This is a genomic window from Lewinella sp. 4G2, assembly GCF_001625015.1.
In the GTDB taxonomy this organism is placed as follows: domain Bacteria; phylum Bacteroidota; class Bacteroidia; order Chitinophagales; family Saprospiraceae; genus Neolewinella.
In genome coordinates, this window is record NZ_LVWJ02000014.1 from 1635745 (window position 1) to 1651360 (window position 15616).

A 15616-nucleotide genomic window follows, 5' to 3' on the forward strand; every position below is an offset into this window, starting at 1 on the left:
TTATGTTATTTCTTCCACAACGTGTGGAAAACTATGCTCGTAATCCCCCGTTAGAGCACCTACCTTAGCAACCGCACGGAGGGATACAACAAAAATATCCTGTTAATCCCTTTGGGCCGGTTTATTGATACCACTTAGGCTAGGGCGGTGTTTCCTCGGAAGCGCCGCCTTAGTAAGCCTGGGTACTTCGATGCGGGTACGTATTGTGGTGCCGCGGCTTCAACAAAACACTCACCGTCGGGTCGACTATTCTCGTTTCCTCTGGCTTTCACCGCCACGAAACGTGCGGGCTTCCGACGGTCATTTATAAGGTTTCCTTCGCTGTAATACCAAGTGCATTTAACCCGATTCTTTCATCCCTTTTACACTTAATTATTATGAACGCTAAACACGAACCGATTTTGGCCGAGAACGACGGCCGCTTCGTTCTTTTTCCCATTGAGCACGACGACATCTGGAAGTATTACAAAGACAACGAAGCCTGTTTCTGGACGGCCGAAGAGATCGATCTTTCCGCCGACCTGAACGACTGGAACAACAAGCTCAACGACAACGAGCGCCACTTCATTAAGCACGTCCTGGCCTTTTTCGCCGCCTCCGACGGCATCGTCAACGAAAACCTCGCCGAGAACTTCGTAGCGGAGGTGCAATACACGGAAGCCAAGTTCTTCTACGGCTTCCAGATCATGATGGAGAACATCCACAGCGAGACCTACTCCCTGTTGATCGATACCTACATCAACGACCCCAAGGAAAAGGACTACCTCTTCAACGCCATCGAAACGATGCCCTGCGTACAGAAGAAAGCCGAGTGGGCCCTGCGCTGGATCGATAACGGCAACTTCGCCGAGCGGATCATCGCCTTCGCCGCCGTGGAGGGCATCTTCTTCTCCGGCTCCTTCTGCTCCATCTTCTGGCTCAAGAAGCGTGGCCTCATGCCCGGCCTGACTTTCTCCAACGAGCTCATCAGCCGCGACGAAGGCATGCACTGCGACTTCGCCTGCCTGATCTATAACAACCACATCGTCCACAAACTGGAGCCCGGCGTAGTCACCGGTATCATCAAGGACGCCGTGGCCATCGAAAAGGAATTTGTCAGCGATTCCCTGCCCGTCAACCTGATCGGCATGAACTCCGACATGATGTGCCAGTACATCGAATTCGTCGCCGACCGCCTGTTGGTAGAGCTGGGCCAGGAAAAGGTGTGGAACGTAGAGAACCCCTTCCCGTGGATGGATATGATCAATCTACAGGGTAAGACCAACTTCTTTGAGAAGCGCGTTGGGGAGTACCAGAAAGCTGGGGTTACGGCGGATCAGTCGAAGCAGATGTTTTCGCTTGATGAAGACTTTTAGGATATGCGATATGCGATTCTCGATATGTGATTCTTGATTTAGCTACCGCACGTTACATGAGCCCGTCAAAATATACTCAGTCCGCTCAATTGGAGACTCGCCTCGTTGACTTTGCCGTACGCATCGTCCGATTATGCCGAAGCCTTCCAAATGACTTTGCTGGGATTCATTTTGGTAAGCAAATGTTGCGGTCAGGTAGCTCGCCAGCCTTACACTATGGAGAAGCACGTGGCGCAGAATCAGATAAAGATTTCCGCCATAAATGCAGTATTGCTCTGAAAGAACTCAGAGAAACCTACATCAACCTCAAGATTGTCAATCAATCTGGTATTTACTCCGGTGCCCAATTGCTTGATATTCTGGATGAAAACAACCAACTAATCAGCATTTTCGTCAAAACCGTCAGAACGATGGACGACAGGATTGCAAATTCAAAATTAGATAGGGCGAAATAGATTCAGCTCCGGGGATTTCCGACGTGCGGTAGCGCGAACGAAGTGAGCAGAGACGTGCGGTAGCCAAATCGCATATCGAGAATCGAGAATCGCATATCGCATATCAAAGACAGATCATGAAAGTTATTAAAAGATCGGGAAGACCCGAAGACGTCTCCTTCGACAAAATCACTGCCCGCATCAAAAAGCTATGCTACGGGCTGGATGAAAATTTCGTCGACCACATCAACGTATCCAAAAAAGTTATCCAAGGGCTGTACGATGGGGTAACCACCGTCGAGCTCGATAACCTGGCCGCCGAAACGGCCGCGAGTATGAGCACCGTCCACCCGGACTACGCGCAACTCGCCGCACGGATCGCCATTTCCAACCTGCACAAGGAAACCGACAAGAGTTTCTCTGCAACAATGGAAGGGCTCTACAACTATGTGGACCCCAAGACGGGGGATGCCGCCGGCCTCATCGGTGACGACACCATGCAGGTGATCCGCGACAACAAGTCCCGCCTCGACGCGGCGATCATCTACGATCGCGATTTTGAGTTCGACTACTTCGGGTACAAAACCCTCGAGCGGTCTTACCTGATGCGCATGGACGGCGCCGTCGTGGAGCGCCCCCAGCAGATGCTGATGCGCGTCGCGGTGGGTATCCACCAGGACGACATCGAATCCGCCATCCAGACCTACCAGTTGATGAGCGAGAAGTGGTTCATCCACGCCACGCCGACGCTGTTCAACTCCGGTACGCCGAAGCCACAGATGTCCTCCTGCTTCCTGTTGAGCATGACGGATGACTCCATCGAGGGCATTTTCGAAACCCTCCGCCGTTGCGCCAGGATTAGCCAGGCTGCCGGTGGTATTGGTTTGAGCATCCACAACGTCCGCGCGACGGGCTCCTACATCAAGGGTACGGGTGGTACGTCCAATGGTATCGTTCCGATGCTGAAGGTCTTTAACGACACGGCGCGGTACGTCGACCAGGGTGGGGGCAAGCGCAAGGGCGCTTTCGCCGTCTACCTCGAGCCGTGGCACGCGGACATCTTCGATTTCCTCGACCTCAAGAAGAACCACGGCAAGGAAGAGATGCGCGCCCGCGACCTGTTCTACGCCCTGTGGATGAACGACCTGTTCATGGAGCGCGTCAAGAACGACGGCCAGTGGACGCTCTTCGACCCCAACGAAGCGCCCGGCTTGTTTGACGCTTACGGTGGTGAGTTCGAAGCACTCTACCACCAGTACGAAGCGGAAGGCCGCGGCCGCAAGACCATCAAAGCCCAGGATCTTTGGTTCGCCATCCTCGATTCTCAGATCGAGACCGGCACACCCTACATCCTTTACAAGGACGCGGCGAACAAAAAGTCCAACCAGAAGAACCTCGGAACGATCCGTTCTTCCAACCTCTGTACGGAGATCATGGAGTACACCAGCCCCGACGAGGTGGCCGTGTGTAACCTGGCTTCCCTCGCCCTGCCGAAGTACGTCAAGGAGGACAAGACCTACGACTTTGAGCGCCTGATCGAGGTGACGCGCGTCGTTACCCGTAACTTGAACAAGGTCATCGACCGGAACTACTACCCGATTGAAGAGGCCCGTAACTCCAACATGCGTCACCGCCCAATTGGCCTCGGCGTGCAGGGATTGGCCGATGCCTTCATCATGCTGCGGATGCCCTTCGATTCCGACGAGGCGCGGCAGTTGAATAAGGACATCTTCGAAGCGATCTACTTCGCTGCTTGTACCGAATCTATCGCCATCGCCAAGCGGGAAGGGCACTACGAGTCCTACCCCGGCTCCCCCGCCAGCAACGGTGAATTGCAATTCGACCTCTGGGGCGTTACCCCTTCCGACAAGTACGACTGGGCCGGCCTCAAGGCGGACCTCGCCGAACACGGGATGCGCAACAGCCTCCTCGTCGCCCCCATGCCGACGGCTTCCACCAGCCAAATCCTGGGCAACAACGAATGTTTCGAGCCCTACAGCTCCAATATGTACACGCGGCGGACGCTCTCCGGAGAGTTCGTGGTCGTCAACAAGCACCTGCTGCACGACCTGATCGGCCTCGGCCTGTGGGACAACGCCATGCGCAACCGCCTCATGGCCAGCAACGGGTCCATCCAGGACTTCGACGACGTGCCACAGCACTTGCGCGACCTCTACAAGACGGTTTGGGAGATCAGCCAGAAAGTGGTTATCAATATGGCCGCCGACCGGGGAGCCTACATCTGCCAGAGCCAGAGCATGAACCTCTTCGTAGAGAATGTCAACTTCTCCAAGCTCAGCTCGATGCACTTCTACGCCTGGAGCAAGGGCCTCAAAACGGGGATGTACTACCTCCGCACCAAAGCTGCCCGCGATGCCATCAAGTTCACCGTGGACAAGACGGCCGTCAAGCAACCTAAACTCCAGCAACAGGCTGAAGAGGGGCAGGGCGAAGTCAAGGCCAAATCCCAACGTAAGGACGCCGATCCTTCCGCTCCGCAGGGTGGTTCTCCCGCCGCCGTGGCCACCGCTTCGATCCCCAGCACCGCACCCGCGGCAGCGCCCGCTAGCACCGCCGGAGGATTCACCGATCTGAGTGCCGCCGACGTGGAAAACGTAGGGAAAGCGTGTAGCCTGGACGACCCAGACTGTATCGCTTGTAGCGCCTAATTCTAGCTTCTACAGAGCTTATCGCCCCCGTTGGTTTCATTACCGGCGGGGGCGATTTTGGTTGTTGCGGGGCCGACGAAGGTTTCATGCTGGCCTTGAAATGATTCCCACCTGATTGCCACCCGATTAAACTTAGCTATCTTTAGTTACCCATAGTTTGTCAATAAAGTGCCGGGAGTCTCATGCCCGGCGAACGCACGGTCTGATTTAACCTACCCCTACGGTAATTATCCGTGGGGATTTTTAGCTAAACCCGCTAATTGAAACGGACCCCGTATTGTTGCTTGCTGCTTGAATGAACTTGATCATAATCGTCCCCATGAAGTATAGTTTTTATACCTGTTGTCTTGCACTGTCCCTTGTTTGTTCCCTTCCGCTTTCAGCCACGCCCGATTGGGTGCCGGCTACGGAGAACGCGTCCGGTTCGTGGCGAGGAATCCCCTATACCCTTGCTTCCGTAAATGACAATACGGCGACTGACTATCTGCCCCTTCTTCGGGCAAAGGCGGGTTGGGCTGGAGTGGCCGCCATCGGTGGAAACGTGTTTTTCGACGCGAACAATGACGGCGCTGCCGCGGGTGCCAGCGAAGTAGGTCAGGCAGGAATTACCGTCACGGTATACGACGCCGCCGGGAACGAAGTGTGCGCGACGGTGACGGATGGCAACGGAGATTGGACCTGCACCGCCCTGGCGGACGGAGCCACCTTCCGCGTAGAATTTGCCGCCCCGGCTACGTCCAACCTGAGCGCCGCCGCCGTGGGAGCGGATAATGGTACCGACGTACAATTCGTGACGGCGGGAGATATGGACATCAGCTTTGGCGTATTCGATCCAGTAGGTTTTTGCCAGGATAATCCCCAATTGGCGACGGTCTGTTTCACTTCCAATTCAGACGCCGCTTCGGCAACGACCATCGTCATGGTGGAAGACGAAAACACCACGGATTTCGTACCCCGCGACCGGGTAGAAAGCGCCTCCGGGCAGGGTGGCCGCCGCCGTTGGGCCTGGACGCAGGGAAGTACCAACTTGAACGCGAATTACCCCATCATCGCTGAGCAAGGGAGTACTAAAGGGGAGGTCGGGACCACCTTCGGGCTGGCCTGGAATCCCTTCCAGAACAGCCTGTACTCCGGTGCCTACTACCGCGCCTTCGCCCCCATGAACGCGAATGCATCCAGCAACGGATTCGGGGAGGGCGTGATCTTCCGGCTCCCCGTCAATAACCGCGTAGTGGCGGACCCCGAAGTTTGGATCGACCTGGAAACCGTGCTCGGAGATGACGTCGCTGGCGTCTACGTACAGGATCCTTCCGGTTTCAACGCCAACCGTAACAACGTGGGCTACATAGGCCTTGGCTCCATCAAGGTAGCCGGTGACGGCAGTGAGCTCTACGCCGTCAACCTGGCTTCGCGGGAGGTGTACGTCATCCCCGTCAACGACGACGGCACGGCGGACGGCGCCGGCATCAAAACCTTCACCCTCCCCGCCGCCTGCGCGGGTACCTGGCCCGACGGCCGCCCACTGACGACGGCGCTCGGCCTGGGCGTTCACCCCGTAAGTGGCAGGGTGTACGCAACAACGACCTGTACCGGCCCAGCCGTGACGGACGTGACGGGTTACGTGTACTCCTTCGACCCTTCGGCCACCCCTGCGGGACCGGCGGACTTCAGCCTGGAACTGACCATTCCCCTCAACATCAACCACCCGGCAACGGAAGGTTTTGGCTGGTCCCTCCACGAACTGCACGAATGGGAAACGCTGACGAGGCCGTACAGCACCAGCATCGGGACCAGCCACTTCCAGGCCTGGCTGGGTGAGGTGGCCTTTGACCGCAACGACGCCGGGGGCTACGGGATGATCGTCGGGGAGCGGAACCGCTTCATGGATATGGTCAATGGCTCCCAGGAAGTGGCCGCCGGTATGATCTTCCGGGCCTGTGGCGACGAAGGGAGTTGGATGGTGAGTAACGCCGCGAGCTGCCCACCCTACACCTCCACGGTCAACTGGTCATTTGATGCCCCCACTTCGGCGGGTAACAATACGGACGCCTCTGCTCGCTTCTTCCAGCACGTGGGCGTGGAGGGGGCCATGTCCGCCGGTACCGTAGTGGTTTACCCCGATGGCTCCGAGGTGGTGACGCCGGCCATGGACAACGTCAGTACTCAGGCAAACTCCGGTATTGCGTGGCTCTTTACCGAAACCGGGTTCCGTTCGCGCGACCTGCGGCTGATCCAGAATGCCGGTGGTTCCGCCCAATTCCAAAAAGCAAATAACTGGGGTGGGATCGCCATCCTGTGCAACACCGCCGAATTGCAGATTGGCAATTACGCCTGGATCGATGACAACCAGAATGGGGTGCAGGATGCCTTCGAACTTCCCCTCACCAACCTGCCCGTAACGCTGTTCCGCCAGGAGACCGATGGTACCCTCACTCAGATCAGTACCACGACAACTGACGGTACCACCGGCCAGTACTTCTTCAATGATATTGAGCGAAACACCGACTACGTCATCGCCTTTGGCACCCCCGACGCATCGGGCACCCTCACCGTTGACGGTGAGCCCCTGACGGCCGCTCCCAAAAATACCGGGGCGGGTAGCCGGCCAACGCTCAATGATTCCGACGTAGAATTTACCACGATCGACGGGCAGATGCTGCTGGCCATCACCTACACCTCGGCCGATACCAGTATCCACTCTCTCGACGCTGGTTTTCAGCCCATGCTTTCTCCCGACTGTGAGATCACCTACAACCAGGTAAGCTCTTCGGAATGCGATCCGGCCACGATGACCTTTGACCTCAACTTCAGCATCAACTGGGAGGATGCTCCCCGCCGGGGCGACTTTGAGTACGAGGTAGACGGAAGTGGCACCTTCGTCACCCTGCCCCGCAGCAATCCGGACGCCATGGCCACCGAAGAAGTTATCACCATCCCCGGCCTGAGTTGCGCGACCAAGACCGTAGAGCTGCGATTCCAGAACCAGCCCGATTGCTCCCGTGAGGTGGCCTTTTTCTTTGGCCCGATCGATCCGGCGGGTTATATCTACTGCGTGCAGGACGGGGAAATTGTAACCGGAGGCACCGTATCGGTCGCCACCCCCGCCAATGGCGCCTTTGAGTTCCTGACGATGGATGGTGAACTACTGGATGGTTCCAACGGCCGCTATGCCTTCGTGGCCATCGGCCCTCCCGGTAGCCCGGTTGTCGATGGGGAATACACCATTACCTATACGGGGCCACTGGGCGAGATCCTGGAACCCAACCCTGCCACTTACGGCGATGGCGACGACGTGCTCGACCCCACCGCAGGAACGCCCGACAATCTGAACGGAGACGATCCGCTGGAGATTGGTTCGGACATCAACGCTGCCGGCGACCAGTTGCAGGATTTTGCCCTGGCTTCCAACCCTTACTTCACGCGCTTCAATCTGGCCGGTGGGGACCCATTCGTGGACCTCAATAACCTACCCATCATCTGCAACCTTTGCGACGTGGCGGTGGTGCCGGATTTTGAGATCGCCTGTTCGTTCAATACGGCAACCAATACGAATGAATACACAATCACCAATCTCTCCGCGGTAACGGCCGAGGAACCGGCGGGCGAAGACCTCGTCGTCACGTTTGACGGTACGGAAGTGGCGCGAATCGCCCCCGATGCCAGTGGTACGACTGCCTTCCCGCCCATTACGGTAACGGCGGACCCCGGGGTGGCCTTCCCGCTCAGGGTGGCCTTTTCGACCCTCTCGGCCTGTGGCTCCACGACGCTCGTCAACCTGGACGCCTGTACGCCGGACTGCGTGGACGGCCCGGAAAGCCTGGGCGGTAACGTCTTTAATGATTTCGATTATAACGGCGCTGACGCAGGTGCCGGGGAACCGGGGCAAGTAAACGTACTGGTGCAGGTCTATGACTGTGAGGGCAACCTCGCCTGTGAAGTGTACACCAACGCGGAAGGAAACTGGTCCTGCAACGGGCTGACGGCCGGTGAGGATTACCGGGTGGAGTTCTCCACTCCACTGCAGCCCTTCTTACAACCCAGTATTGCCGGGGCCGATAACGAGACGAATACGCAACGGGTAACGGTGCCCACTTGCGAAGTAGACTATGCGGTGGTCAACCCCGCGGATGTATGTTTTGACCAACGGGTAGTGACACCGTGTTACATCAACCAGTCCGCCGCCGCACAGGCCGGTGGAGAGGTACTCGTCGACTTTGCCTACAACGGTACGGGGAGCATCCGCCAGGTTGCCTCGGGCGCGGAGATCGGCGCTACCTGGGGTGTAGCCTTCTCCGGGGCCGCTCAGACCCTATACGTAGCGGAAGTCATCCGCCGTCACTCCGGAACCGCCTCTACCAATCAGAACGTGATCTATTCGATTGATTACAGCAGCGGGACGCCGAGTACGCCGGTTCCCTTCATCACGCTGAGTGGGGTGGGGGGCGTCCCCCGTGATTTGGCGGGAGCGCAGAACACGGATGCGGCTGCCTTCTTCGGCGCCGGCACCTCAGGTATCGGAGATATTGACCTGAACGAAGATGGCACCACCCTGTACGTAACCAATCTGGACGCGGGCCGGGTGGAGATCATCGATGTGGCTACGGCTACCATCACCGGTTCGATCACCTTTCCGGACGTCGGTAGCTGTACCCTACGCCCCTGGGCCCTGAAGGTGTTGGATGGTGAGATATACGCCGGCGCGGTGTGTGAGGATGCGCTGCGGGCCTACGTATTCCGGGCCAATGGCAACCAGTTTGAGGTGCTCGATCTGAACACCGCCGATTTGGGGGAGGACTATTTCGATCTCTCCTACGTGCGGGAGACAGTCTGGGCCTTGAACCCCACCTTCTTCGGTTCCAATGAGTGTAATGCCAACCAATTGATTCCTACCGCTACGCAGTGGAACTTGTGGAGAAACTCTTACCCACCCGCTATTTGTGGAGATCCCTTCGGTGATGGAATCGACTACACCATTTTCCCCCAAGCTATCCTGGCCGACATTGAGTTTGACGATGACGGTTCCATTGTGCTGGGTTTCCTCGACCGCACCGGTCTGCAGGGAGGTTTCCGTCAGCCAGATCTGGACGGAAATGGCGAATTCATCACCATCGCTGGTGGCGACATCATCAGGATCTGTGCCACCGAAACGGGCTATGCGCCGGAAGGAACGACGGGCTGCGCCCAGAATGACACCGGTGACGATCCAAATTACGACCCGATTGGCTCCGGTAATTTCGCGCCCAACCGCGCGTTGGACGACGGCGCTGAATTCTACAACGGTGACGATTGGTTAAATAACAACGGCCAGGGCGAGCACTACGAAACTGCCGTTGGGGGATTGGTACTGCTGCCCAGATCCGGCGAAGTGGCCGTATCTGTTTACGACCCCATCAACGGACGCTTTAACTCCGGTGGGGTAAAGTGGCTAAGCAACACGACCGGGGAAGCCTTACGTGCGCGGGAACTCTACCAGATCAGCGCCAACCCAGGGACTTTCGCCAAGGCAGCTGGCATCGGTGACCTTGAACTCATCTGTGCCCCGCTCCCCATTCAGATCGGTAACTACGTATGGGAGGATACGGACCAGGATGGCGTTCAGGATGCCTGTGAGGACCCAATCGCGAATATCCCGGTGTCCCTCTACAATAAGAACACCATGATGTTCGAAGCCGTAACAACTACGGGAACAAAAGGGCGCTACTATTTCGATGACGTAGAGAGTAATACCGATTACGCCATCGTCTTCGGCTATGACCATACCACCATGACCGGCCCGTGGGATAATACCCGCGACAAATTGATCCTGGACGGTACGACTTACGTACTCACCACCAACGATGCGGATGGCACAAATCCCCTCGGACCGGACGCCAATGACCTCAATGATTCGGACGGCCAACTAATGGACATGGCGGGGCTGACTCAGTACCCCATTATCAGCTACCGGACGGCGGATACGACCGACCATACCCTGGATCTCGGGCTCTTCCCCATTGAGTACGACCTGGCCCTGCGGAAAACGCTATCGCCCGGTCAGGCGGCTGGCTTCCGCCCCGGTGACGCCGTGAGTTTTGATATTGAGGTAATCAACCAGGGGGATACCGTAGCCTACGACATCGTAGTGGGAGACAGCATTCCTTCCGGAGTGACCTACACTAGTGTCTCCCCCGCCGCGGGTACGGGAGCCCTCAGTTCCGCCGCGGGCGTGATGCTTGACTTCGTCGACGATTACGCGACGTCGGAAAGCTTTACGATTGATTCCCTGAATGCGGGTGACTCCGTCATCTTTACCATCAGTGTTACCATTGATGCCATCGCGACGAGCCAGGACTTACGGCCCTTCATCAATACGGCCGAAATCCAAGCGTTTGACGACGATCAGAACCCGGGTAATACCCCACCCGAAGACGTGGATTCCACTCCCGATACCAACTTCGGTAATGATGCTGGTGGAGAACCGCAGTCCGACGCCGATAACGATACTGAAGGTGACGGTACCGGTACCATCGGTGATGGTGTCGCCGCTACCGACGAGGACGATGCGGACCCCGCCCTCATTCCCATTTTTGACCTTGCGCTCGTAAAGGCCATTGATGCGGGAAGTCTGAGCCCTACCGGTAATTATCCCGGTGGTACGGACATCACCTTTAACGTCGACGTCTGTAACCAGGGGACGGAACCCGTCACCAACGTGTGGATCAAGGATTACATCCCCTGTGGTCTGGATGCGAACGGGCCAATAATGGATGGGCTCAACCCGGGTTGGTCCCGCTTTAGCCCCGCCGGTTCCGGGCCCCAGACGGTGAACGACTCCGTATTCTTCCAAATCACTACAGAAATTGCGCCCGGTGATTGTGAGCGGGTACCGATCGTGCTCCGCCGCCGTTTCAACACCGGCCTTTCCGCCGGCTGCCCGGCCATCCCGCTGGATGACTTCCTGACTAACGTGGCGGAAATCCGCCAGTTTGAGGATACGGAGGGCAACTCCCCTCCAGACTTTGATTCTACGCCGGACGGCGACGAGGATAACGACCCCGGTGGTATGGTCGCTGACGTCACGGATAATATCCTGACCGGTGACGGTACCGGCGCGGTGCCTAGTAACGACCCCGCTACCGACGAAGACGACGCCGACCCCGCCGGACTGGACGCTTTTGATCTGGCCATCTTCAAGGTGATCGACACCCTGGCCAGCCCCTCCCCCTATCTCTTCGGGCAGATCGTTAAGTTTGACATCGGCGTAATCAGCCAGGGCAACCTGGAAGCGGACGAGGTGGTCATCACCGATCTCGTACCACCGGGCCTATCCTACGACCCCACCTTTGGGATGAATGCGGCTACTGGCTGGGTAGGCGCTACTGGTGCGGACGAAGTAACGTTAACCATTGACCCGACGGAGGCAGGTATCAACGTCACGAACGACGGCCAGCCCCTGGGCTTCTTTGATACGGCCATTGTCAGTATCTGGCTCCAGATCGATCCCGTCGCGGATCCAATGGGTGATAGTGACTACATCAACCTGGCCGAAATCACCAGTGGCACCTTCACTAACCCGACGACCAATGATCCGGTAACGGTTACCGCTGACGGTGATTCTCCTTATGGCCTCGGCCGTGGCAACGATACGGGTGCCGGCGTAAACACGGACGACGATAACGAAACGCTGGACGATGCACCCGGTGAGGACATTGACAGCCAGGATGGTGCCTTCGTCGAAGTAGTCGGGCTTACCCTCGGTAGCACCGTCTTTGTCGACGCGGACAACAATGGACTGCAGGATGGCGTAGCCGATACTGGCATCGCCAACGTAACCGTACAACTCTTCGACGCGGCCACGATGATGCAGATCATGACCGGCCCCGACGGACTGGTAGGAACGGCCGACGACGCCGATGCTACCCCAGTCACTACGGACGAAAACGGAGACTACCTCTTCGGTAACCTCGCCCCCGGCGATTACTACGTGGTCATCCCAATGGACGCCGTACCGACCGACTTCCCCCTCTCCTCCAACGCAACCTCGACGGGCTTTACTGAAGAAGACCCCGACGGTGCCGACCCCGATAATCCGGCGGATGATAGGGACGGAGATGACAACGGCCTCCAAACCGGCGGCAGTGGAACTTCCGTCACCTCCGGCGTGATCACTCTGTCCGTAGGGGATGAACCTACTGCAGCCGACGGTGAAACCGAGCAGGGTAGTGGCCAGGATGAACGACCGGAACTCGGCTTCCTGGACGACAATGGTAACATGACCTTGGACTTCGGCTTCTTCGCTCCCGTAGCCGTTGGGGATACCGCCTTCGTGGACCTCAACGACGATGGCCTCCAAACACCCGGGGAGCCCGGGATCGGTGGCGTCACGGTTACCCTCCTGGACAGCGATGGCAATCAAGTGACAACGGACGCTGACGGAAATACCATCACTGGAACGACGACAACCAATCCGGATGGCAGCTATGGTTTCGACAACCTACCCCCTGGCGCCTACTCTGTAGTATTCGACATCAGTACAGCGGACAATGCTGAGTTCTACACTTTCACCTCCCCCAATGCGGGAGCGGACGACGGCCTAGATTCTGACAATACCACCTTGTTGGCTGATTCGGTGGCGCAGAGCGACCCCACTTCCGCGCTGCTGAGCGGGGAGGTGGATCTTACTTTGGACGTCGGGGTACGTTGTAACCTGCAACTCAGCCTCGCCGAGCCGTTTACGATCTGTGGTACCCAACCCATCGACTTGCTGAATGGCGTTACGATCAATCCAGACATCTCGACCACTTTTGGTGCTACCTGGACGACTCCGGATGGTAGTGGCGCATTTCTGGATGATAACGGTGACGTACTTGCACCTCCCTACCGCTTCGGTACGGCAGTCCGTTACCAGCCCGGCCGTACTGACGGTCCTCGCGGTTCGGTAACCTTCGTGCTGACCACGGACGACCCCGACGGCCCCTGTGAGGCCATCAGCGATTCGGTCACCATCCAGGTGCTCAACGTGGATTGCGGTAATTTCTTTTGGGACGGTGGGGAGTAATCACCAGAGATTCTAGCGTAAAAAAGGGCACGAGATACTTCATCTCGTGCCCTTTTTATGTCCCGTTGAGTGACGAAGATCACCAACGCCACTTCACCCCAGCCACTCCATTAATCCCCGCCGCAGGCTGGAAATACCTTCCCCCGAACCGGGGATTCAAATCATTGCCGAAACTCATTTCCTGATCAAGCAGGTTGTTGCCGGAGAGAAATACATCCCAGCGGCCAGCGCGCCAGCCAAGACGGGCCCGGAGGAGGTGGTAGGCATTCCCGAAAACGGTACCAGCGTCGTTGAGCGGAATGGCATCGGTGTAGTTGTAGTGCACGTTTGCGTAGAGGCCAGTTGCGAAGCCGTAATCCACCAGTAGGTTAATTGTGTGGGGGGCGGAACCGGGAAGTTGCGCGCCACTGACGTCGTTACCGTCGCGGACGAAATCGCGGTAGGTGAATTCCTGGTAGGTATAGTTCGCCCCGAGTTGCAACTGCTCGAGTAAGGCGTAACGTCCGCTGATTTCAATCCCGTACTGGCGGGTCCCCCCGGCGTTCTGGAATAAGCGCGTATCCCGTTCGTCCGAAAATGTGGTGATGGATTCCCGTAGATTGAAGTGATAGATCGCGAGTTCGTAGCTTATTCGATCAAGATTGCCCTTGGCCCCGACTTCGTAGTTTACCCCGCGTTCGGGGGCGAGGGTGACGTTCAGGCTGCCCTCGTTGGTACGGAATTCGTCGAGCGTGGGCGGGCTGAAACCATCGGCTACGCTGGCGTAAATACTCACGGACCTCAATTCCTTCAGGACGGCCAGGCGTGGGCTAAGTACCAAGCCAAAATCACTTTCCGCCGCTCCCGGCTGGGCGTTGGCGTCAAACGTCCGGTCTACCTGATAGCGGAGGGTATTGGCGCTGAGGCCAGCCGTCACCCGCCAGCCGGCGGATAGGTCCAGGATGGCCTGGGCGAAGCCGATCCCCTGGCGGGTGTCGATCTCATCGCTGAAATTGAGGTCCGCCGGTTGGCCACCGTCGTTGCCAAAGTTATTGGCCATTCGGTACTGAAGTTGGTACTCGCCACCGACGCTGGTCTTGAGGGCGGCGGTACCCAGGGCGAAGGTCCGTTCGAAGGTCGTCCGGCCGCCGGCGCCGAGGTTGGTTTCCCGTTTGTAGTCGAAGTTGAAGGGGTGGTCGAAGTAAAAGCCGGTGGCGTAGATGGTGGACTCGTTGGTCCATTGATCGCCGGTCCAGTTTTGGGTGAGGCCGATCAGTGCGTTGTGGTAATTGATGCTGGCGTTGGTAACTGCAGAACCGGGTCGGGCCTGCCTCCGGTTCTCCTCTAGTTACTCGGCATTTAGTCCACCGGGGAGGTCGTAGCTCAGGTCGGTGTAGAGGGCGGAGAGCCTTAGTTTTCGGTTTTTACCGGCCATAAAGTGTTGGGCCAACTCAACTGTTTGCCGGAAGAGACCACTGTGGTCGCGGTATCCGTCCGTCCGTTGGGCGGCGTACCGGAGTTGGTGGGTTCGGTTGCCCTTCCCACCCTGCACCTGCGCCAGCGCCCGAAAAAAGCCGTAGCTGCCGCCGTTGATCTCGGTGCTTACCCGATTACTCAGCGTATCCGTGCTGAGGAGGAGCGTGCCGGCCGTACTCGCCCCGTAAAGACTGCCGGCGGGGCCCTTGATGACCTCGGTCCGGTCGACGTTGCCGGCGTCGAGGAAGTTGAGTTGCGTGTCGCCGCCGGGCTCGGTGAAGGGAATGCCGTTCCAGTAAACCTTGAGATTACGGACGCCGAAAGGGGACCGTAAAGTGCTGCCCCGCACGCTGACGCGGTAGCTGCCCGGCGCCCGTTGTTCGAAGCGGACGCCGGCAATGGTGTTCATGGCGGGGAGGAGGTCGTTGCCAGGGAAGTTGGCGATGGCTTGTTGGTCGAGGGTGGCTACGGCCGCCGCCACCCGTTTGGCGGAAGATCCGCTGCGGTAGGCCTGGACGGTGACTTCCTGGAGGTCAGTCGCCAGAGTGTCCTGGGCGCTTAGGGATATTGCGGAAAAGCAAACAATGAGGAGTAGGGTAAAGCGGCTCGAAGTCATGGACGAAGGTAACTGCAGAGGCAGCGTAGAGTTCTTTTAGAAAATAAAGG

Annotated in this window: 6 protein-coding genes; 4 read left to right on the plus strand and 2 right to left on the minus strand. The window is 57.8% G+C overall.

All coding sequences use genetic code 11. The annotated features are described in order from the left end of the window. Positions 1–377: 377 nt before the first annotated feature. The 4 genes from A3850_RS07565 (at position 378) to A3850_RS07580 (ending at position 13495) form a co-directional block, all read left to right on the plus strand. The gene (locus tag A3850_RS07565) at positions 378–1355 is read left to right on the plus strand and encodes a ribonucleotide-diphosphate reductase subunit beta (protein ID WP_068215258.1); all 978 of its coding nucleotides are present in this window, start codon (positions 378–380) and stop codon (positions 1353–1355) included. Positions 1356–1411: 56 nt separating this feature from the next. Next, positions 1412–1810 carry a four helix bundle protein gene (locus A3850_RS07570; protein ID WP_068215259.1) on the plus strand — a complete coding sequence of 133 codons (399 nt, stop codon included), beginning with the start codon at positions 1412–1414 and terminating at the stop codon, positions 1808–1810. Positions 1811–1926: 116 nt separating this feature from the next. Beyond that, the gene (locus A3850_RS07575; RefSeq protein ID WP_068215260.1) at positions 1927–4458 is read left to right on the plus strand and encodes a ribonucleoside-diphosphate reductase subunit alpha; all 2532 of its coding nucleotides are present in this window, start codon (positions 1927–1929) and stop codon (positions 4456–4458) included. A gap of 319 nt (positions 4459–4777) precedes the next feature. Next, complete coding sequence (locus A3850_RS07580; RefSeq protein WP_197494008.1) at positions 4778–13495, plus strand: SdrD B-like domain-containing protein; 8718 nt, start codon at positions 4778–4780, stop codon at positions 13493–13495. 79 nt (positions 13496–13574) lie between these two features. Here the strand turns inward: A3850_RS07580 and A3850_RS07585 are convergent, their stop codons facing one another. Then, positions 13575–14768: a TonB-dependent receptor gene (locus A3850_RS07585; RefSeq protein WP_082921682.1), complete on the minus strand. Its 1194-nt coding sequence runs from the start codon at positions 14766–14768 to the stop codon at positions 13575–13577. Between the two features lie 54 nt (positions 14769–14822). Beyond that, on the minus strand, positions 14823–15566 hold the full coding sequence (locus tag A3850_RS07595; protein ID WP_068215264.1) for a TonB-dependent receptor plug domain-containing protein: 744 nt from the start codon (positions 15564–15566) through the stop codon (positions 14823–14825). Between the last annotated feature and the right edge of the window lie 50 nt (positions 15567–15616).